The sequence below is a fragment of the Streptomyces corallincola genome, from assembly GCF_019104725.1.
In the GTDB taxonomy this organism is placed as follows: Bacteria; Actinomycetota; Actinomycetes; order Streptomycetales; family Streptomycetaceae; genus Streptomyces; species Streptomyces corallincola.
In genome coordinates, this window is sequence record NZ_JAHRXF010000003.1 from 83425 (window position 1) to 104433 (window position 21009).

The 21009-nt window shown below is 71.7% G+C and carries 14 protein-coding genes; 11 read left to right on the forward strand and 3 right to left on the reverse strand.

Annotated features, from left to right (window positions below):
* The first annotated feature begins 277 nt into the window (after positions 1 to 277).
* From KUM39_RS03385 to serA, 5 genes are all read left to right on the forward strand, one after another.
* On the forward strand, positions 278 to 3298 hold the full coding sequence (locus tag KUM39_RS03385) for a putative bifunctional diguanylate cyclase/phosphodiesterase (protein WP_217783840.1): 3021 nt from the start codon (positions 278 to 280) through the stop codon (positions 3296 to 3298).
* A 261-nt stretch (positions 3299 to 3559) separates the two neighbouring features.
* Complete coding sequence (locus tag KUM39_RS03390; RefSeq protein ID WP_217783841.1) at positions 3560 to 5410, forward strand: acetolactate synthase large subunit; 1851 nt, start codon at positions 3560 to 3562, stop codon at positions 5408 to 5410.
* 26 nt (positions 5411 to 5436) lie between these two features.
* Positions 5437 to 5961, forward strand: a complete 525-nt coding sequence (ilvN, locus tag KUM39_RS03395) for an acetolactate synthase small subunit (RefSeq protein ID WP_018544678.1) — start codon at positions 5437 to 5439, stop codon at positions 5959 to 5961.
* Positions 5962 to 6072: 111 nt separating this feature from the next.
* On the forward strand, positions 6073 to 7071 hold the full coding sequence (ilvC, locus tag KUM39_RS03400) for a ketol-acid reductoisomerase (protein WP_217783842.1): 999 nt from the start codon (positions 6073 to 6075) through the stop codon (positions 7069 to 7071).
* 254 nt (positions 7072 to 7325) lie between these two features.
* Positions 7326 to 8915 carry a phosphoglycerate dehydrogenase gene (gene serA, locus KUM39_RS03405; protein WP_217783843.1) on the forward strand — a complete coding sequence of 530 codons (1590 nt, stop codon included), beginning with the start codon at positions 7326 to 7328 and terminating at the stop codon, positions 8913 to 8915.
* 75 nt (positions 8916 to 8990) lie between these two features.
* Here the strand turns inward: serA and KUM39_RS03410 are convergent, their stop codons facing one another.
* On the reverse strand, positions 8991 to 10187 hold the full coding sequence (locus KUM39_RS03410) for a PucR family transcriptional regulator (protein ID WP_217783844.1): 1197 nt from the start codon (positions 10185 to 10187) through the stop codon (positions 8991 to 8993).
* 178 nt (positions 10188 to 10365) lie between these two features.
* Between KUM39_RS03410 and KUM39_RS03415 the strand changes: the two genes are divergently transcribed.
* From KUM39_RS03415 to cimA, 6 genes are all read left to right on the forward strand, one after another.
* A complete protein-coding gene (locus KUM39_RS03415) occupies positions 10366 to 11292 on the forward strand; it encodes a proline dehydrogenase family protein (protein ID WP_217783845.1) in 927 nt (308 codons plus the stop codon).
* A gap of 130 nt (positions 11293 to 11422) precedes the next feature.
* Positions 11423 to 13054, forward strand: a complete 1632-nt coding sequence (pruA, locus tag KUM39_RS03420) for an L-glutamate gamma-semialdehyde dehydrogenase (protein WP_217783846.1) — start codon at positions 11423 to 11425, stop codon at positions 13052 to 13054.
* 380 nt (positions 13055 to 13434) lie between these two features.
* Positions 13435 to 13566, forward strand: coding sequence for a hypothetical protein (locus tag KUM39_RS28515; protein WP_281425613.1), 132 nt, complete (start codon positions 13435 to 13437; stop codon positions 13564 to 13566).
* 171 nt (positions 13567 to 13737) lie between these two features.
* Positions 13738 to 14781, forward strand: a complete 1044-nt coding sequence (locus KUM39_RS03425; RefSeq protein ID WP_217783847.1) for a 3-isopropylmalate dehydrogenase — start codon at positions 13738 to 13740, stop codon at positions 14779 to 14781.
* A 243-nt stretch (positions 14782 to 15024) separates the two neighbouring features.
* Positions 15025 to 16134 (forward strand): branched-chain amino acid aminotransferase, encoded by a 1110-nt coding sequence (locus tag KUM39_RS03430; RefSeq protein ID WP_217783848.1) that lies wholly within the window; start codon positions 15025 to 15027, stop codon positions 16132 to 16134.
* 415 nt (positions 16135 to 16549) lie between these two features.
* Positions 16550 to 18160: a citramalate synthase gene (gene cimA, locus KUM39_RS03435; RefSeq protein ID WP_217783849.1), complete on the forward strand. Its 1611-nt coding sequence runs from the start codon at positions 16550 to 16552 to the stop codon at positions 18158 to 18160.
* A 25-nt stretch (positions 18161 to 18185) separates the two neighbouring features.
* On the opposite strand, the gene KUM39_RS03440 is transcribed toward cimA, so the two are convergent.
* Entirely contained in the window at positions 18186 to 18818 is a 633-nt protein-coding gene (locus KUM39_RS03440) for a GPP34 family phosphoprotein (protein ID WP_217783850.1), read from the reverse strand.
* A gap of 176 nt (positions 18819 to 18994) precedes the next feature.
* Positions 18995 to 20878, reverse strand: a complete 1884-nt coding sequence (locus tag KUM39_RS03445; protein ID WP_217783851.1) for an RICIN domain-containing protein — start codon at positions 20876 to 20878, stop codon at positions 18995 to 18997.
* Between the last annotated feature and the right edge of the window lie 131 nt (positions 20879 to 21009).

Consider the following 21009-nt stretch of genomic DNA (forward strand, 5'->3'; position numbering starts at 1 on the left):
AGTGACATTCCTGGTGTATCGTCCCGACAGGGGCTGCGCCGGGCTCAACTCCGGCGCCGGGGACGGACATGTCAGATTGGTGAGGGGGGCGACGGACGATGCACGGCCTATGGACGAACGATCCGACGCGGCGGAGCCGCCGCCGACGACCCTGGGGAACGACGGCGCGCAGGCGCGGTCACCGCACCGACCTCCCGGCCCGGCCCCGCAGGACGGCGGGCCGGGGACGGCAGGCGCTGAGGCCCGAGCCCGGAGCGGGACGGACCGGGAGGCCCCGGTGAACGCCCCGGCCCCCGCCACCGCCTCCCTGGACGCACCCCGCGCGCATCCCCCGGGGGCGCCGCTGCCGCCCCGACCGCCGGTCTCCGGCGACGGCGCGCGGCTGGTCCAGCAGCTCCTGCTCGCCCTGATCTGCGCCGGATACGTGGTGGGGTCCCTGCTCGACTGGGGGTCCAGCCGTGTCGCGCTCGTCATGGGCGACTTCGGACTGAGCGCGGCGGCCGGTACCGCCGCCGTCTCCTGCTTCCTCTACGCCCGCAGCACCCGCGTCCGCTTCCGGCCCGCCTGGCTGCTGTTCTCCCTCTCCTCCGCGATGGCCGCCCTGGGCAACGGCATCTGGGGCTGGTACGAAGTCGTCCTCCAGGAGCGGGTGCCGAGTCCCAGCTGCGCGGACCTGTTCTTCCTGTGCTTCGCGCCGCCCGCCATCGTCGGCCTGCTGGTCCTCGCCAAACGGCCGCTCACCCGCGCCGGGTGGATCTGCCTCGGGCTCGACGCCTGGCTGATCGGGGGCTCGCTGCTCACCCTGTCCTGGTCGCTGGCGCTCGCCCAGGCCGCCCGCTTCGACGGGCCGAGCGTCGCGCACACCGCGCTGTCGCTGGCGTACCCGCTGCTGGACATCGTGCTGGTCAGCATGGTGCTCGCGCTGCACTTCCGCCGCTCGCCGGGCAACCGCACCGCCGTCAACACCGCGATCGGCGCGCTCGCCCTCACGGTGATGTGCGACGCGCTGTTCACCTCCCCGCTGCTGCACAGCAGTTACCGCTCCGGGCAGCTGCTGGACGCGGGCTGGTTCGCCGGTTCGCTGCTGCTCGCCTACGCCCCCTGGGCGGCCCCCCGGCGGGTGCCCGCGGCGGACGGCGCCGGGCGGACGCCGGACGCGCACGGCCGCGTGGTCCACGAGCACGTGCCGGGACAGCGGCCCGCCGCGCACCCCGGCCGGTCCGCCGCCGCCCCCGCGTCGCCGGGCGACCAGCCGCGCTACCCGGCCGGGCGGCCCATCACCGGATCGCTCGCCGCGCTCACGCCGTACCTCGCGGCGGCCGTCTGCACCCTCGGCATCCTGTACAACGTGCTCAACGGCCGCCGTCCCGACCACGTCGTGCTGATCACCGCGGGTGCCGTCGTCCTGGCCCTGGTCATCCGCCAGGGCATCATGCTGATCGACAACATCACCCTCACCCAGGAACTGGCGCAGAAGGAGAACCACTTCCGCTCCCTGGTGCAGGGCTCCAGCGACGTCATCATGATCGCCGCCCCGGACGGCGTGCTGCTCTACGTCTCCCCGGCCGCCGCCAAGGTCTACGGCCGGGGCGCCGAGGAACTCGTCGGCACCGAACTGGCCGCGCTGATCCACGGCGACGACCTGGGCTGTGTCATCCACGAGGTGCGCCGCTTCCTCGCCGCCAGCCCGGCCGAGGAGCCCACCACCCGCATCGAGTGCCGCTTCCGCTCCGGCGAGGGCGGCTGGCTGAACGTCGAGTCCACGGTCAACCGGCACCACGGCGGGCTGATCTTCAACAGCCGGGACGTCACCGAACGGGTGCGCCTCCAGGCCCAGTTGCAGCACAACGCCGAGCACGACCCGCTCACCGACCTGCCCAACCGCGCCCTGTTCACCCGGCGGGTGCAGCAGGCGCTGTCCGGGCGCCGGGTCACCGACCGGGGCGGCTCGCTGCGCGGCACGGCCGTCCTCTTCATCGACCTGGACGGCTTCAAGGGCGTCAACGACACCATCGGCCACCAGGCGGGCGACGAACTCCTGGTGCAGGCCGCCCGCCGCCTCCAGGACGCCGTACGCCAGGGCGACACCGCCTCCAGGCTCGGCGGTGACGAGTTCGCCGCGCTCATCGTCGGGGACGGCACCCGTGACCTCGCCGACCGCGAACGCGACATCCTGGACCTCGCGGACCGGCTGCGCACCACCCTCTCCCAGCCGTACGCCATCGACGGCAACGATGTCCGGATCAACGCCTCCATCGGCGTCGCCTTCGCCGAACCCGGCCTCGGCGCGGGTGAGTTGCTGCGCAACGCCGACCTCGCCATGTACCGGGCGAAGGCGGCGGGCAAGGGCCGGGTGGAGCTGTACCGGCCGCAGATGCAGCAGGACGTGGTCCGCAAGGCCGAGCTGGCCGGGCGGCTGCGGGCCGCGCTGCACGACGGGGAGTTCGCGCTGCTCCACCAGCCGGTGGTCCGGCTGGACACCGGCCGGGTCGCCGGGGTCTCCGCGCAGGCCCGCTGGCGCTCCTCGCAGGGCGTGCTGTTCACCCCGGCCGAGTTCCTGCGGGTGGCCGAGGACGCCGACAAGACCGCCGAGCTGGACCGCTGGGTGCTCCAGGAGGCCGTGCAGCAGGCCGCCGAACGCGCCGTCACCGGGGTCGTCGTCCCGGTGACGGTCCGGATGAGCGCCCGCCGCCTCCTCGACCGCACCGTGCCGTTCGGCTCCGTCGAGGCGCTCCTCACCCGATACGGCCTGCCCCCCGGCGCGCTGGTGGTCGAGCTGTCCGACAGCGACCCGAGGACCCCGCTGGACGAACTGGAGCGGCGCCTGACCGCGCTCAGCCGACTCGGGGTGCGGATCGCGCTGGACGGCTTCGGCGGCGGCTGCGCGGCCATCACCGCGCTGCGGCGGCTCCCGGTGGACATCCTCAAGCTCGACCGGAGCCTCGTCGAAGGTGTGGTGGAGTCCGCCCGGCTGCACAAGATCACCAGCGGGCTGCTGCGGATCGCCGGGGATCTCGGCCTCCAGTCGGTGGCCGAGGGGGTCGATCTGCCCGAACAGGTGGTGGCGCTGCGCGCGATGGGCTGTACTCACGGACAGGGCATGGCGTTCGCCGGGCCGCTGGACGAGTACCGGCTGCGCCGGGCGCTCGGCGCGGGCCGCTACCCGGTCCCGCACGCCCCCGCCGAACCCGCTTTCGCGGGTGGGGGAGCGGGGATGTACCGGCAGGGTGTGTCCGCCGTCCTCGGTGGTGGAAGCGGCCTCCGCTCACATGATGAGACGGCCGTCCCACCCACTTGACACGTCAGGCGTGCCGGGGGGAGGGTCAGTTCCATGCGCACCCGAATTCTCGTACTTGGACAGCGCGTCGGCTGAGCTGGGACGCACCGGAGACGATCCGGAACTCCCAGCGACCCTCACCGGCGCGCTCCCCTCGCTTGCCTCACGGCACGAGGGGTTTTTTGTTGCACAGGCAGCCCCCACAGCACGGCACGCACCGTCACCACACGGCCCACACCGTCCGAAACCTCGCAAAAACCTCAGCATCGAGAAGAGAAGCCGATGACCGAGCAGGCCACCGGGGCGCATCCGCAGCCCCGGCCCCGATCCGGAGGACCGCAGTCCGCCCCCGTCGAGCACGTCACGGGCGCGCAGTCCCTCATCCGCTCGCTTGAAGAGGTCGGCGCTGACACGGTGTTCGGCATCCCCGGCGGCGCGATCCTGCCCGCCTACGACCCGCTGATGGACTCCACCCGCGTCCGCCACGTGCTGGTCCGCCACGAGCAGGGCGCCGGACACGCGGCCACCGGGTACGCGCAGGCCACCGGCAAGGTCGGCGTGTGCATGGCCACCTCGGGGCCCGGTGCCACCAACCTCGTCACCCCCATCGCCGACGCCCACATGGACTCGGTGCCGCTGGTGGCGATCACTGGCCAGGTCGCCGCCAAGGCGATCGGCACGGACGCCTTCCAGGAGGCGGACATCGTCGGCATCACGATGCCGGTCACCAAGCACAACTTCCTGGTCACCAAGGCCGAGGACATCCCCCGGATCATCGCGCAGGCGTTCCACATCGCCTCCACCGGCCGCCCCGGCCCGGTCCTGGTGGACATCGCCAAGGACGCCCTCCAGGCGCGGACCACCTTCAGCTGGCCGCCCGTCATGGACCTGCCCGGCTACCGCCCGGTGACCAAGCCGCACGCCAAGCAGATCCGCGAGGCCGCCAAGCTGATCACCACCGCCAAGCGGCCCGTCCTCTACGTCGGCGGCGGGGTCCTCAAGGCGCACGCCACCGCCGAGCTGAAGGTCCTCGCCGAACTCACCGGCGCGCCCGTCACCACGACCCTGATGGCGCTCGGCGCGTTCCCCGACAGCCACCCGCTGCACGTCGGCATGCCCGGCATGCACGGCGCCGTCACCGCCGTCACCGCACTCCAGAAGGCCGACCTCATCGTCGCCCTCGGTGCCCGCTTCGACGACCGCGTCACCGGGAAGCTCGACAGCTTCGCGCCGTACGCCAAGATCGTGCACGCCGACATCGACCCGGCCGAGATCGGCAAGAACCGCACCGCCGACGTGCCGATCGTCGGGGACGCCCGCGAGGTCATCGCCGATCTGGTGCAGGCCGTGCAGAAGGAGCACAGCGAGGGCGGCCAGGGCGACTACACCGCCTGGTGGAGCGACCTCAACCGCTGGCGCGAGACCTACCCGCTCGGCTACGACCAGCCCGCCGACGGCTCCCTCTCCCCGCAGGCCGTCATCGAGCGCATCGGCCAACTCGCCCCCGAGGGCACGGTGTTCGCGGCCGGTGTCGGCCAGCACCAGATGTGGGCGGCGCACTTCGTGCAGTACGAGCGCCCCGCGAGCTGGCTCAACTCCGGCGGCGCCGGGACGATGGGCTACGCGGTCCCGGCCGCGATGGGCGCCAAGGCGGGCGTCCCCGACCGCACCGTCTGGGCGATCGACGGCGACGGCTGCTTCCAGATGACCAACCAGGAACTCACCACCTGCGCGCTGAACAACATCCCGATCAAGGTCGCCATCATCAACAACGGCGCCCTCGGCATGGTCCGCCAGTGGCAGACCCTCTTCTACAACCAGCGCTACTCCAACACCGTGCTGCACAGCGGCCCCGGCGCCGACGGCAAGCAGCCGAGCGCCGGTACCCGCGTCCCGGACTTCGTGAAGCTGTCCGAGGCGATGGGCTGCCACGCCATCCGCTGCGAACGCCCCGAGGACCTCGACAAGGTCATCGAGGAGGCCAACGCGATCAACGACCGCCCGGTCGTCGTGGACTTCATCGTCCACGAGGACGCGATGGTCTGGCCGATGGTCGCCGCCGGTACCTCCAACGACGAGATCATGGCCGCCCGCGACGTCCGCCCCGACTTCGGCGACGGCGAAGACGACTGACGAGAAGGCAAGGAAGCGCAACCGACATGTCCAAGCACACGCTCTCCGTCCTGGTGGAGAACACGCCGGGCATCCTCGCCCGCATCGCCGCCCTCTTCTCCCGCCGCGGCTTCAACATCGACTCCCTCGCGGTGGGCGTCACCGAGCACCCCGACATCTCCCGCATCACCATCGTGGTCGGCGTCGAGGACCTCCCGCTGGAGCAGGTCACCAAGCAGCTCAACAAGCTCGTCAACGTGCTGAAGATCGTCGAGCTGGAACCCGGCCAGGCCGTGCAGCGCGAACTCGTCCTGGTGAAGGTCCGCGCCGACAACGAGACCCGCTCCCAGATCGTGGAGATCGTCCAGCTCTTCCGCGCCAAGACGGTGGACGTCTCCCCGGAGGCCGTGACCATCGAGGCCACCGGCTCCGGCGAGAAGCTGTCCGCGATGCTGAAGATGCTGGAGCCGTTCGGCATCAAGGAACTCGTCCAGTCCGGCACCATCGCCATCGGCCGCGGCGCCCGCTCCATCACCGACCGCTCGCTGCGCGCCCTCGACCGCTCCGCCTGACCCCCGCGCGCCGGGCGGCCTGGCACCGCCCGGATGCCGAGATCCACAAGCCCCCGTCCACCCACCGGCATACGGTGGGCGCACAACCCGCACACCAAGGAGAGATTCCAAGTGGCCGAGCTGTTCTACGACGCCGACGCCGACCTGTCCATCATCCAGGGCCGCAAGGTCGCGGTCATCGGCTACGGCAGCCAGGGCCACGCGCACGCCCTGTCGCTGCGCGACTCCGGTGCGGACGTCCGGGTGGGTCTGCACGAGGGGTCGAAGTCCAAGGCCAAGGCCGAGGAGCAGGGCCTGCGCGTGGTGAGCCCGGCGGAGGCCGCCGCCGAGGCCGACGTCATCATGATCCTCATCCCGGACCCGATCCAGGCCCGCGTCTACGAGGAGTCCATCGCCCCGAACCTGAACGACGGGGACGCCCTCTTCTTCGCCCACGGCTTCAACATCCGCTTCGGCTTCATCAAGCCCCCGGCCGGTGTGGACGTCGCCCTGGTCGCCCCGAAGGGCCCCGGCCACCTGGTGCGCCGCCAGTACGAGGAGGGCCGCGGCGTCCCCGCCATCGCCGCCGTCGAGCAGGACGCCACCGGCAACGCCTTCCCGCTGGCCCTGTCGTACGCCAAGGCCATCGGCGGCACCCGCGCCGGTGTCATCCGGACCACCTTCACCGAGGAGACCGAGACCGACCTGTTCGGCGAGCAGGCCGTGCTCTGTGGCGGTACGTCCGCGCTGGTCAAGGCCGGGTTCGAGACGCTGGTCGAGGCGGGCTACCAGCCCGAGATCGCCTACTTCGAGTGCCTGCACGAGCTGAAGCTGATCGTGGACCTCATGTACGAGGGCGGCCTGGAGAAGATGCGCTGGTCCATCTCCGAGACCGCCGAGTGGGGCGACTACGTCACCGGCCCGCGCATCGTCACCGACGCCACCAAGGCCGAGATGAAGAAGGTCCTCGCCGAGATCCAGGACGGCACCTTCGCCACCAACTGGATGGACGAGTACAACGGCGGCCTGAAGAAGTACAACGAGTACAAGCAGCAGGACTCCGAGCACCTGCTGGAGACCACCGGCAAGCAGCTCCGCAAGCTGATGAGCTGGGTGGACGAAGAGGCGTAAGCCTCCCGTCAGGGGGCCGGGGCACACTGCTCCGGCCCCCTTGCCCACACCGCCGCCACCCGGTCGTCAACCCGCCCCCGCCACGGACGGGTGACCCCTCGGCAGCCGCCTGGCACGAAGACCCCGGCGCACTAGACTGCACAACCACATACGCGTCAGGCCCACAGCGTCGTGCGTCTTCCACGCGGCTAGCACCCCTCCACCGCCTGCGGCCGTCGGGACGGCCGTCCGCACTGGGACTTGTGAGGACTCACGTGAGCTCGAAACCCGTCGTACTCATCGCTGAAGAACTGTCGCCCGCCACCGTGGACGCCCTCGGGCCGGACTTCGAGATCCGCCACTGCAACGGAGCCGACCGAGCCGAACTGCTCCCCGCCATCGCCGACGTGGACGCCATCCTGGTCCGTTCCGCCACCAAGGTGGACGCCGAGGCCGTGGCCGCCGCGAAGAAGCTCCGGGTCGTCGCGCGCGCCGGGGTGGGCCTGGACAACGTGGACGTCCCCGCCGCCACCAAGGCCGGGGTGATGGTCGTCAACGCCCCCACCTCCAACATCGTCACCGCCGCCGAACTCGCCTGCGGCCTGATCCTCGCCACCGCGCGCAACATCCCGCAGGCCAACTCCGCGCTGAAGAACGGCGAGTGGAAGCGCAGCAAGTACACCGGCGTGGAACTGGCGGAGAAGACCCTCGGCGTCGTCGGCCTCGGCCGCATCGGCGCGCTGGTCGCGCAGCGCATGTCCGCGTTCGGCATGAAGGTCGTCGCCTACGACCCGTACGTGCAGCCCGCGCGCGCCGCCCAGATGGGCGTCAAGGTGCTCTCCCTGGACGAGCTGCTGGAGGTCTCCGACTTCATCACCGTCCACCTGCCCAAGACCCCCGAGACCGTCGGCCTCATCGGTGACGAGGCGCTGCGCCGGGTCAAGCCGACGGTGCGGATCGTCAACGCGGCGCGCGGCGGGATCGTGGACGAGGCCGCGCTGTACTCCGCGCTCAAGGAGGGCCGGGTCGCGGGCGCCGGGCTCGACGTGTACGCCAAGGAGCCCTGCACCGACTCCCCGCTGTTCGAGTTCGACCAGGTCGTGGCCACCCCGCACCTCGGCGCCTCCACCGACGAGGCCCAGGAGAAGGCGGGCGTCGCCGTCGCCCGCTCGGTCCGGCTCGCCCTCGCGGGCGAACTCGTCCCCGACGCGGTCAACGTCCAGGGCGGGGTCATCGCGGAGGACGTCAAGCCCGGTCTGCCGCTCGCGGAGCGCCTCGGCCGCATCTTCACCGCGCTCGCCGGTGAGGTCGCGGTCCGGCTCGACGTCGAGGTCTACGGCGAGATCACCCAGCACGACGTCAAGGTGCTCGAACTCTCCGCGCTCAAGGGCGTGTTCGAGGACGTGGTGGACGAGACCGTCTCCTACGTCAACGCCCCGCTGTTCGCCCAGGAGCGTGGCGTCGAGGTCCGCCTCACCACCAGCTCCGAGTCGCCCGAGCACCGCAACGTCGTCACCGTGCGCGGCACCCTCGGCGGTGGCGAGGAGGTCTCCGTCTCCGGCACCCTCGCCGGTCCCAAGCACCTCCAGAAGATCGTCGCCGTCGGTGCGTACGACGTCGATCTCGCCCTCGCCGACCACATGGTCGTCCTTCGCTACGAGGACCGCCCCGGCGTCGTCGGCACCGTCGGCCGCGTGCTCGGCGAGGCCGGTGTCAACATCGCCGGGATGCAGGTCGCCCGCGCGGCCGTCGGCGGCGAGGCCCTCGCCGTCCTCACCGTGGACGACACCGTCTCCCCGACGGTCCTGGCGGAACTCGCCGAGGAGATCGGCGCGACGTCGTCCCGCTCGGTGAACCTGGTCTGACCCGCTCGCCCGCGGCTGGGCCGCACCCGCACCCAGCCGTGGGCGACCACGCGATCGGCCCCGCGGAAGCACGCCCTAGGGGAAAAGGCGCGCCCGCTTCAGGGTCATGTGCAGGAGCAGCCGCGCTTCCCCCTCGTCCAGATCCAGTCCCGTCAGCTGTTCCACGCGGGACAGCCGGTAGTACAGGGTCTGCCGATGGATACCCAGCTCCGCCGCCGTGCGCCCCGCCTGCCCCGCGTGATCGAGGAACACCTCGGCGGTGCGGGCGAGTTCACGGTGGGCGGGGGAGAGGAGGGCCCCGGCGACGGGGTCCTCGGGCGCGTCCGGGGGGAGGGCGGTGAGCAGACGGTAGGGACCGATGTCCCGCCACTGCGCGACCGGCCCGAACCGGGGTTCCGCGAGAGCGGCCCGCGCGGCGGCGGACGCCTGCGACCACGCCGTACCCAGCTCACCGAGCCCGAGCAGCGGCTCACCCACCCCGGCAGCCCGCCCGGCGCCGGGGGCCTCCCGCAGCAGACGCGCCGCCGCGGCCAGCGCGGGCGTCGCCGCGTCCGGGGTGCGCAGCCGGACCAGGGCGGCGAGACTCTGCCCGGCCGCCCCCCACGGCACCAGGCACAGCGCCGTGGCGTGCGGAACCGTACGCGCCGAAGGGGCCTCGTCCGGGTCCGGCGACGGCCAGGGCGCCACGCAGACCAGGGTGTGCGGGGCCTCGGCGCGCGGCCCGAGCGCGGCGCGCAGCTCGGCCAGCGCCGCGTCCCGGCGCCAGCCGCGCTCGGCGGTGAGCACCGCCCGCAGCTCCCGGCTGAGCCCCGCCCCGGCCTGCGCCTCGTCGGCGAGCAGCGCGCCGACGCGCGCCGTCACCTGCATGGCGGCGGCCAGCTGGGCGTCGGTGGGTCCGGGTTCGTCGGCGAGCAGCCACACATAGCCGAGGACGACGCCCCGGTGCCGTACCGGAAGGCAGACCCGGCCCCGGTGCACGCCCGCCTCCGGGGTGGGCGGGATGCGGACCGGGCCGGTCGCGCGGGTGATGCCGAACCCCTCGAACCAGGCGCGGACGGCGGCGGTGGAGCGCCGGGTGAGGATCGAGCGGGTGCGGACCGGGTCCAGCGCCGCCGGGTCCAGCTCGCCCTCGCTGTCGTACGCGCCGAAGGCGATCAGCTCGAAGTCGCGGTTCTCCAGGGTCGCGGGCGCGCCCAGCAGCTCGGAGATCTCGTCCACCAGCTCCTGGAAGTCACCCTTGTAGTCCGTCGCCACCGGGGCATTCTCCCGCATTCCGGCCCGCTTTCATACATCTGTCTGAGATACCGGGCGCGGATGCGTGACGTCTGTCGATGGTCCACGATCCGACTGATCCCTAAGTTTCACGGTGGTTCTCCGTGCCGTCCCCGTCCTGTCGGACGGCGGCCGTTTCCGCTGCTCCCGCTCTGTTCTTCGCCTGTGGAGGTGCCCCGTGCTGGGTCCCGTGATTCTCGCCGCCTCGCGCAGCGACCGGATGCGACGCCTGATCTCGGCGGCACCGGTGACCAAGCAGGTCGTGGACCGCTTCATCCCCGGCGAGACCGTCACCGACATCGTGCCGATCGTCCGCGAGCTGACGGACCGGGGCCTGGAGCTGACGATGGACGTCGTCGGCGAGGACATCACCAACCCGGAGCAGGCCGCCGCCGCCCGCGACGCCTACCTCGCGCTGATCGCCCACCTCAAGGACCTGGAGCTCGGCGAGCGCGTCGAGATGAGCGTCAAGCTCTCCATGTTCGGCCAGGCGCTGATCAACGGCCACGAGCTGGCCCTCGCCAACGTCCGCCCGGTCGTCGAGGCCGCCGCCGCGATCGGCACCACGGTCACCCTGGACGCCGAGGACCACACCACGCTGGACTCGATGTTCGCCATCCACGAGGAGCTGCGGAAGGACTTCCCGCAGACCGGCTGTGTCATCCAGGCCTACCTGTTCCGCACCGAGGCCGACGCCCGCCGCCTCGCCGCCGCGGGCAGCCGGGTGCGGATCGTGAAGGGCGCGTACAAGGAGCCCGCCGAGGTCGCGTACCAGCAGAAGCACGAGATCGACAAGGCGTACGTGCGCGTCCTGCGGACGCTGATGGACGGCGAGGGGTACCCGATGGTCGGGTCCCACGACCCGCGCCTGATCGCCATCGCCCAGGAACTCGCGCACCGCGCGGGCCGCAAGGCCGACGAGTACGAGTTCCAGATGCTGTACGGCATCCGCGGCGACGAGCACCTGCGGCTGGCCGCCGAGGGCCACCGGATGCGCGTCTACACCGCGTACGGCACCGACTGGTACGGATACTTCATGCGCCGTCTCGCGGAGAAGCCGGCCAACCTGCGCTTCTTCCTCCGCTCGATGGTCAGCAAGGGCTGAGCCCACCCGCCGGGGGCCGAGCCCCCTCGACCCGGCAGGGGCCGACCCGCCCCACCACCGGCACGGGCAGACCGCCCCCACCCGCTCGCGTGGCCCAACCACCCGCTCACGTATAGGAGTTACGGATCTCATGGACGCTGTGACCCAGGTCCCCACCCCCGTCAACGAGCCGGTGCACGGCTATGCCCCCGGCTCGCCCGAGCGCGCCCGCCTGGAGGCGAAGCTCAAGGAACTGGCCGAGAACCCGGCCGACCTGCCGATGACCATCGGCGGCGAGAAGCGGATGGGCGGCGGCGAGCCGTTCCAGGTCGTGCAGCCGCACAACCACAAGGCCGTCCTCGGCACCCTGCGCAACGCCACCACCCAGGACGCGCAGGACGCCATCGACGCGGCCCTCGCCGCCGCGCCCGCCTGGCGCGCGATGGCCTTCGACGACCGCGCCGCGATCATCCTGCGCGCCGCCGAACTGCTCTCCGGCCCCTGGCGCGAGACCATCGCCGCCTCCACCATGCTGGGCCAGTCCAAGACCGCCCAGCAGGCCGAGATCGACTCGCCCTGCGAGCTGGTGGACTTCTGGCGCTTCAACGTCCACTACGCCCGGCAGATCCTCGCCGAGCAGCCCCCGGCCAACTCGCCGGGCGTGTGGAACCGCCTGGACCACCGCCCGCTGGAGGGCTTCGTCTACGCGATCACCCCGTTCAACTTCTCGGCCATCGCGGCGAACCTGCCCACCGCCCCCGCCCTGATGGGCAACGTCGTGGTGTGGAAGCCGTCCCCGACGCAGACGCACGCCGCCGTGCTGCTGATGGCGCTGCTGGAGGAGGCCGGGCTGCCCAAGGGCGTCATCAACCTGGTCACCGGCGACGGCATCGCCGTCTCCGAGGTCGCCCTCGCCCACCGGGACCTGGCCGGTATCCACTTCACCGGCTCCACGAAGACCTTCCAGTACCTGTGGAAGACGGTCGGCAACAACATCGAGAACTACCGGTCCTACCCGCGTCTGGTCGGCGAGACCGGCGGCAAGGACTTCCTGGTCGCCCACCCGAGCGCCGACCGCGCCGCGCTGAAGACCGCGCTGACCCGCGGTTCCTTCGAGTACCAGGGCCAGAAGTGCAGCGCCACCTCCCGCGCCTACGTCCCCGCCTCGATCTGGAACTCCGGCTTCAAGGAGGAGTTCGCGGCCGAGGTGGACGGGCTGAGCATGGGTGACGTCACCGACCTGTCGCACTTCATCGGCGCCGTCATCGACGAGCGGGCCTTCGCCAAGAACAAGGCCGCCATCGACCGCGCCGAGTCCGACCCGGCCTGCACCATCGTCGCCGGTGGCAGCTACGACGACTCGGTCGGCTACTTCGTCCGCCCGACCGTCATCGAGTGCTCCGACCCGGAGAACGAGGTCTTCCGCACCGAGTACTTCGGCCCGATCCTCGCCGTGCACGTCTACGAGGACGACCAGTACGACGCGATGCTCGACCAGATGGAGTCCGTCTCGGACTACGCCCTCACCGGTGCCGTCGTCGCCAACGACCGTGCCGCGGCGGCCCACACGATGGAGAAGCTCCGCTACGCGGCGGGCAACTTCTACATCAACGACAAGTCCACCGGCGCCGTCGTCGGCCAGCAGCCCTTCGGTGGCGGCCGTGCCTCCGGCACCAACGACAAGGCCGGTGCCCCGCAGAACCTCCTCCGCTGGACGCTGACCCGCGCCATCAAGGAGTCCCTGGTGCCGCCGACCGAGTACGGCTACCCGCACATGGGCTGACCCCGACCGGCGGGCCCACGAACGACGGGCCGGAACCCCGACGCACGAGCGGGGTTCCGGCCCGTTTTCCATGCCCGGACGCCGGACGGGCGCACGGTGCCCGAACGCGTGTCGCACGGGCCGGTGGAGCGGCGGTGGAGAGGGCGTCTCAGATAGTAGGACGTCCGAGTAATGATGCAGACAGGCCGGGAAGGCTCCCTTAACGTGAAAGCAGCCGAGCGTCTCGCGGAATCCCGCGAGTGGCGGTCGTGAGCCGTGCCCTCTGACAGGCAACCCCTGTCGCGCCGGCCCGCCCGCCCCGGCCCCCAGGGGAGACCTCGTCCCCCTTTTTCCTCACACCTCACCGCCGTGCTCCGGTCTGCCGAAGGAGTCGAATTCTCATGGCCGAGACGACCGTCCGACGCCGCGCCCGCCACGCCTCCCGCGTGAGCGAGTCCGACCGCAAGAACGCCGCCGCCGCCCTCCAGCGAGCCCTCGACCGCCGCGACAACGGCGGCGAGACCGGCCACTGAGCCACTGCCGTCCGGCACATCCCGGCCCGCCGCACCCCCGCGCTCCGCGCCTCGGGTCCGGCGGGCCGCCGTGCCACCCGGGCCCGACCCGGCCGGGTTCCGCGGACGACGGGTGGTCCGCATCGTGGACATGTGGTGTCAGCCAATGGGACGCGGAGTAGGGTGCCGGGCATGGCTCGCAGCATCAATCTCGCAGTGATTCCCGGTGACGGCATCGGCCGAGAGGTCGTGGCCGAGGGGCTCAAGGTTCTCTCGGCCGTCCTGCCGCAGGACGTGAAGCTGGAGACCAGGGAGTACGACTTCGGGGCCCGGCGCTACCACGCGACCGGTGACACCCTCACCGACGCGGACCTGGACGCGCTCAAGCGGCACGACGCGATCCTGCTCGGTGCCATCGGGGACCCGTCGGTGCCGTCCGGGGTGCTGGAGCGCGGGTTCCTGCTGAAGCTCCGGTTCGCCTTCGACCACCACGTCAACCTGCGGCCCTCCAAGCTGCTCCCCGGTGTCGCCAGCCCGCTGGCCGGGCAGCCGGAGATCGACTTCGTCGTGGTCCGCGAGGGCACCGAGGGGCCGTACACCGGCAACGGCGGCACCATCCGCAAGGGCACCGAGCACGAGGTCGCCACCGAGGTCTCGGTGAACACGGCGTACGGCGTCGAGCGTGTCGTCCGCGACGCCTTCGCCCGTGCCCAGGCCCGGCCCCGGAAGAAGCTCACGCTGGTCCACAAGAACAACGTGCTGACCTTCGCCGGACACCTGTGGACGGACATCTTCCAGAAGGTCGCCGCCGAGTACCCGGACGTCACCACGGACTACCTGCACGTGGACGCGGCGACCATCTTCCTGGTCACCCAGCCCGAGCGGTTCGACGTGATCGTCACCGACAACCTGTTCGGCGACATCATCACCGACCTCGCCGCGGCCGTCTCCGGCGGCATCGGCGTCGCGGCCTCCGGGAACATCAACCCCGCCCGCGACTACCCGTCCATGTTCGAGCCGGTGCACGGCTCCGCCCCGGACATCGCGGGCCAGGGCAAGGCCGACCCCACCGCCACGGTGCTCTCGGTCGCCCTGCTGCTGCGCCACCTCGGCCACGAGGCCGAGGCCGACCGCATCGACGCGGCCGTCGCCGCCGACCTCGCCGCCCGCGGCGACGGCCCGGTCCGCGGTACCGCCGAGATCGGCGACGCGCTCGCGGTACGCGTAGCCGGCTGACCCGCCGCCACACCGCCGCCGGGTCGCCACCGCGCCCGGCGGCTTTCCCATGCCGTCGCCGGGTGTCACCATCAGACCTCGGGCCGCATTCACCCCGATTCCTACCGGTCGCCTGCCGCGCGCGATAATCGAACGCGGAGCCGCGCCGAGGGAACGCCCGGACGTCCACGCACCGCACCGGCGGAGCCGGACCCGCCGGACGTGAGCGCGGCCCGTCACTACAACCGGTGAAGGAACACACCCATGACGACGACGCCGACGACGCCGACGACGCCCACGATCGAGCTCAAGCCCTCCGCCCACCCGCTCGCCGCCGCCGAGCGCGAGGCGATCCTGGCGAGCCCCGGCTTCGGCCGCCACTTCACCGACCACATGGTGACCATCAAGTGGACCGAGGGCCGCGGCTGGCACGACGGACAGCTCGTCCCGTACGCGCCGATCCCGCTCGACCCGGCCACGCAGGTCCTGCACTACGCGCAGGAGATCTTCGAGGGCCTCAAGGCGTACCGCGGGCCCGACGGCTCGGTCGCCACCTTCCGCCCGGACCGCAACGCCCTGCGCTTCCAGCGCTCCGCCAAGCGGCTCGCCATGCCCGAGCTGCCGGTGGAGACGTTCATCGAGGCGTGCGACGCGCTCGTCCGGCAGGACCGGGACTGGGTGCCCGCGCACGGCGGCGAGGAGTCGCTCTACCTGCGCCCCTTCATGATCGCCACCGAGGTCGGCCTCGGTGTCCGGCCCGCCAACGAGTACCTGTTCCTGGTCATCGCCTCCCCGGCCGGGGCGTACTTCCCCGGCGGGGTCAAGCCGGTCTCCATCTGGGTCTCCGAGGACCGGGTCCGCGCCGTCCCCGGCGGCATGGGCGACGCCAAGACCGGCGGCAACTACGCGGCCTCCCTGCTCGCGCAGGCCGAGGCCGCCGCCAAGGGCTGCGACCAGGTCTGCTACCTCGACGCGGTCGAGCACCGCTGGGTCGAGGAACTCGGCGGCATGAACCTGTACTTCGTGTACGGCGACCGGATCGTCACCCCCACCCTCACCGGCTCCATCCTGGAGGGCGTCACCCGCGACTCCCTGCTCACCGTCGCCCGTGACCTCGGCTACACCTCCGAGGAGGGCCGGGTCTCCGTGGACCAGTGGCAGCGCGACGCGGAGAACGGCACCCTCACCGAGGTCTTCGCCTGCGGCACCGCCGCCGTCATCACCCCGGTCGGCACGGTCAAGCGTTCCGGCGCCGCGTGGCAGTTCGGCGGCGGCGAACCCGGCGAGGTCACCCTCCGGCTCCGCCAGGCCCTCCTGGACATCCAGCGCGGCACCGCCGAGGACACCCACGGCTGGATGCACGAGCTGGCCTGACCCCCCGGCCGCACCGGCCCTCCCCTCCGGCTGAAGCACCCCCGAGCCGCCCCGGACCTCCCTCGTCCGGGGCGGCCCCCGCGCGCCGCTCGCCGGTGGTCCCGGCACCGCCGAGCGGACCGCATCCTGAGACAAACGGTCCACCGCCGCTCCCGCTGTGCCAGACTGGCCACGTGCCCTCGTTCGCCATGATTATCGGCAGCAGGCGCGCCGGTCCGCAGTGACCATCCCGCACGACCAGGTGCGAGTGGACACCGTCGTCCTCGACCCGCGCGCAGACCTCTCGCACCCGCGAGGGGTTTTTTCGTTTTCCGGCCCACCCACACCCGGGAACGGCGGCGCGACGGAGGCCAGGGGACGGTGGAGCCGGTCCATCCGGTATGACCGAAGCAGTGACCATCAGGAGCCTTGAGACATGACCGAGACGGCAACCAACGAGCTGGACGACTCGTTCCACGTCTTCGACACCACGCTGCGCGACGGGGCGCAGCGCGAGGGCATCAACCTCACCGTCGCGGACAAGCTCGCCATCGCACGGCACCTGGACGACTTCGGCGTCGGCTTCATCGAGGGCGGCTGGCCGGGCGCCAACCCGCGGGACACCGAGTTCTTCGCCCGCGCCCGCCAGGAGATCCGCTTCACCCACGCCCAGCTCGTCGCGTTCGGCGCCACCCGCCGCGCCGGCGCCCGCGCCGCCGAGGACCCGCAGGTCAAGGCGCTGCTCGACTCCGGCGCCGAGGTGATCACCCTGGTCGCCAAGTCGCACGACCGGCATGTGGAGCTCGCCCTGCGCACCACCCTGGACGAGAACCTGGAGATGGTCCGCGACACCGTCTCCCACCTGCGGGAACAGGGCCGCCGGGTGTTCGTGGACTGCGAGCACTTCTTCGACGGCTACCGCGCCAACCCCGCGTACGCGAAGTCCGTCGTCCGGACCGCCGCCGAGGCGGGCGCCGACGTCGTCATCCTCTGCGACACCAACGGCGGGATGCTCCCCGCCCAGATCCACGCCGTCGTCGCCACCGTCCTCGCCGACACCGGCGCCCGGCTCGGCATCCACGCCCAGGACGACACCGGCTGCGCGGTCGCCAACACCCTCGCCGCCGTGGACGCGGGCGCCACGCACGTGCAGTGCACCGCCAACGGCTACGGCGAGCGGGTCGGCAACGCCAACCTGTTCCCGGTGGTCGCCGCGCTGGAGCTGAAGTACGGCAAGAAGGTGCTGCCCGACGGGCGGCTGCGCGAGATGACCCGTACGTCGCACGCCATCGCCGAGGTCGTCAACCTGACGCCCTCCACCCATCAGCCGTACGTGGGTGTCTCCGCGTTCGCCCACAAGGCGGGGCTGCACGCCTCCGCGATCAAGGTGGACCCCGACCTCTACCAGCACATCGACCCCGAGCGGGTCGGCAACACCATGCGGATGCTCGTCTCCGACATGGCCGGACGCGCCTCGATCGAGCTGAAGGGCAAGGAACTCGGCATTGACCTCGGCGGCGACCGGGAACTGGTCGGCCGGGTGGTCGAGCGGGTCAAGGAACGCGAGCTGAAGGGCTACACCTACGAGGCCGCCGACGCCTCCTTCGAGCTGCTGCTGCGCGCCGAGGCGGAGGGGCGCCCGCTGAAGTACTTCGACGTGGAGTCCTGGCGGGCCATCGTGGAGGACCGGCCCGACGGGACCCACGCCAACGAGGCCACGGTCAAGCTGTGGGCCAAGAGCGAGCGGATCGTCGCCACCGCCGAGGGCAACGGGCCGGTCAACGCGCTGGACCGGGCGCTGCGGGTGGCCCTGGAGAAGATCTACCCGCAGCTCGCCAAGCTCGGCCTCGTCGATTACAAGGTGCGCATCCTGGAGGGCGTCCACGGCACCTCGTCCACCACACGGGTACTGATCTCCACCTCCGACGGGTCGGGGGAGTGGGCCACCGTCGGCGTCGCCGAGAACGTCATCGCCGCGTCCTGGCAGGCGCTGGAGGACGCGTACACCTACGGGCTGCTGCGGGCCGGGGTGGACCCCGCCGCGTAGGCGTGCGCGCCGGGCGCCCGGCCGCTCAGGGCGCCCGCCACACGTTGTCGTACGCGTCCTGCTCGATCTGGCGGCGCTGGCGGACCGCCTCCAGCTCGGTCAGCGCGTCGCCCACCGACGCGAGGACGGTCTCCACCGCGTCCGTGTCCTCACCCGCGGGCGGGTCGGTGCGCTCGGACGGGGGCGCGTCCTCGATGCCGAGCGCCCCCGCGAGGGCGACCAGCACCGGGTCGTGCGCGTTCCAGCGCTCCGTGGCGTGCAGCCGGGCGGGGGTACGGGGCGTCTCCGGGCGGGCGTCCGGGTCGCCGCGGTGGAACAGGCGGCGGAACGACAGGGGCGCGGGGCGGTCCTCCTGCGCGGCGAGCGCCCCCGCGTAGACGGCGGCCAGGCCGCTGCCCCTGCGCCACAGCCACTCCTCGACGTTCTCGTACGGGGGCTCCGTGCGCAGCTCGGCGGCGGCCTTGTCCAGCAGTTCGTCCCCCGTGGAGGGTCTCAGGGGGGCCGGTACGATCAGTTCGGCGTCCAGGGTGAGGGTGCGTGCCTCCAACAGGTCGATCAGTTCCGCACCGGCCAGCGCGAGGGACAGGTCCCCCTGCTGCACGGGGTGCGTGGACGGTATTTCCAGGGCGACGATCAGCAGATCCTGTGCGGTGCTCATCCCCCCACGATGAGGCGTCCGGCGTTCCCGCGCCCTGTTTTCCACCCACTCGCCCGAAACTTTCGGCCACATCCGCCCCGCCCGGACGCTCCGCCCCCCTCGCCCCCACAGCCCGAGGAGACCCACCGCCCCCCCCCGGTCGGGGAGGGCGGTGGGCCGCCGGGGTCAGCGCGGGGTCACTGGAGACGCCAGCTCTGATTCCCCGCACCGGTGCACGACCAGATCTGTGTCTTCGTACCGTTGGCGGACGTGTTGCCCGTGACATCCAGGCACTTGCCCGAGCCGGAGTTCACCAGCGTGCCCGCGCCGGAGTTGTAGGTCCACTGCTGGGCTCCGGTGCCGTTGCAGTCGTACATCTGGACCTTCGCCCCGTCGGCGGTGGAGGCGCCGGTGACGTCGAGGCACTTGCCGAGGGCCTGGACGGAGCCGTCGGCCTGGACGGTCCACTTCTGGGCCGTACCGCCGGTGCAGTCCCAGATCTGCACCGGCGTGCTGTTGGCGCTGGACCCGTCGGTGACGTCGAGGCACTTCCCGGCGAGCCCGACGAAGGAACCGGTCTTCGCGGTGCCGCCGCCCCCGCCGCCTCCGCCGGACTGCGTACCGCCCCAGGTGAAGGTCGCGGAGGTCTTGCCGGGCAGGGTGTACGTGGCGTGCTGGCCGCCCCAGTTGATGGTCATCGTCTTCGCGCCGGAGGAGTCGTTGTACGCGATCAGCGCCTTGCTGCCGTCCGGGTTGCGCCAGGCGACGTTCGGCACCTGGCCGGACGCGGTGGAGGCGATGCGCTGGGCGCCGGGCCGGACGAACTTGGTGAGCTGGCCCATCGTGTAGTACTCGACGGTGTAGTCCACCTGACCGCTCGCGCCGTCACCGTTGTGAACGGTGATGAGGCCGGTGCAGTTGCCGCAGCCGCCGCTGTGCGGGCCGTTGTTCTGGTCCACGGCGAGCGACCACTTGACCACCGACTTACCCCAGTTGCGGGTGTAGTCGATGATGTTGTTCATGTCCTCGCGCTGCTGGTTGACGATCCAGCCGCCCCCCGAGTGCTCGGTGTCGAACGCGTCCATCGTCGGGTACCGGTTGTGGATGTCGGTCTGGGTGCCGACGTTGCCGAGGTAGCCGTGCCAGGCGATGCCGCCGAAGTTGGGGTGGTTGCGCACGGCCGCGTCGTCCACGGTCTGGGCGGCGTACGCGTCGTAGCTGTCGGGGTTCCAGTCCAGTGCCAGGACCTTGGTGGACAGCCCGGCCGCCTGGAGCTTGGGCAGCAGCTCGGACTTGGTGAAGTAGGCCAGCCCGTTGCCGTTCCAGTTCATCGACTCGTAGCCGCCGCAGCAGGTCGGCTCGTTCTGCACGCTGACGTACTGGACGTTGACGCCCTGCGCCTTCCACCCCTGGAGGTACTTCACGAAGTACGAGGCGTAGGTGCCGTAGTTCTCGGACTTCAGCCAGCCCTGGTTCAGGCTGCCGTTGTCCTTCATCCAGGCGGGCGCCGACCAGGGCGAGGCCATCACCGTGATCGCCGGGTTCAGCTGGAGCGCCTGCTTGGTGAGCGGGAGGACGTCCCGGTCGTTGTCGAGGGAGAACCGGGTCAGCGAGGGGTCGGTCTGTCCCGCGGGCACGTCGTCGTAGGTGTAGCCGTACCGGGCGAGGTCGGAGCCGCCCATCGGGTTGCGCAGGAACGACAGCCCGATGCCGTCGGTGGGGGAGAACAGCTTGCGCATCGTGGCGTCACGGGTGGACTGCGACAGCGCGCCGCTGCCGTTCATCAGCCAGGCCGCGGTGTCGGTGAAGGACGCGCCGCCGCCGGTGAAGGTCTGGTAGCGGGTGTTCTCGTCCACGGTGATGTTCTCGCCGCCACCGCCCGCTCCGGCCTGGAACGCGAACGGGGTCTGTGCCTGGAGACCGCGTACGACATGCCGTCCGGCGTCGTCGTCGGTGGTGGTGAGGTAGGCGGTGACCTGCTCACCGGCCGCGTGCGCGGCCGGGGCGCCGAGCGTGGCGAGCCCGGCGGTGGTGAGCAGCCCGGCGACCAGCAGCCGGGCCGCGCGGAGGCGTCCTGTCATGGAGCGCCGCCCTTCTTGGGGTGGGGGTATGGGGCGTGCGAGCCGTGAGTAAATGACTGCTTCACCAGCGCGTCAAGAGGTCGCGCATTCACTTTTCGAAGACACAACTCCCGTGATCCAGCCGCCCGTTG

Excerpts from the sequence above, each read along its gene's own strand:
- KUM39_RS03390 (WP_217783841.1), top strand. The coding sequence starts at position 3,560 with ATGACCGAGCAGGCCACCGGGGCGCATCCGCAGCCCCGGCCCCGATCC.
- ilvN (WP_018544678.1), top strand. The coding sequence starts at position 5,437 with ATGTCCAAGCACACGCTCTCCGTCCTGGTGGAGAACACGCCGGGCATC.
- KUM39_RS03410 (WP_217783844.1), bottom strand. The coding sequence starts at position 10,187 with ATGCGGGAGAATGCCCCGGTGGCGACGGACTACAAGGGTGACTTCCAG.
- pruA (WP_217783846.1), top strand. The coding sequence starts at position 11,423 with ATGGACGCTGTGACCCAGGTCCCCACCCCCGTCAACGAGCCGGTGCAC.
- KUM39_RS28515 (WP_281425613.1), top strand. The coding sequence starts at position 13,435 with ATGGCCGAGACGACCGTCCGACGCCGCGCCCGCCACGCCTCCCGCGTG.
- KUM39_RS03425 (WP_217783847.1), top strand. The coding sequence starts at position 13,738 with ATGGCTCGCAGCATCAATCTCGCAGTGATTCCCGGTGACGGCATCGGC.
- KUM39_RS03430 (WP_217783848.1), top strand. The coding sequence starts at position 15,025 with ATGACGACGACGCCGACGACGCCGACGACGCCCACGATCGAGCTCAAG.
- cimA (WP_217783849.1), top strand. The coding sequence starts at position 16,550 with ATGACCGAGACGGCAACCAACGAGCTGGACGACTCGTTCCACGTCTTC.
- KUM39_RS03440 (WP_217783850.1), bottom strand. The coding sequence starts at position 18,818 with ATGAGCACCGCACAGGATCTGCTGATCGTCGCCCTGGAAATACCGTCC.
- KUM39_RS03445 (WP_217783851.1), bottom strand. The coding sequence starts at position 20,878 with ATGACAGGACGCCTCCGCGCGGCCCGGCTGCTGGTCGCCGGGCTGCTC.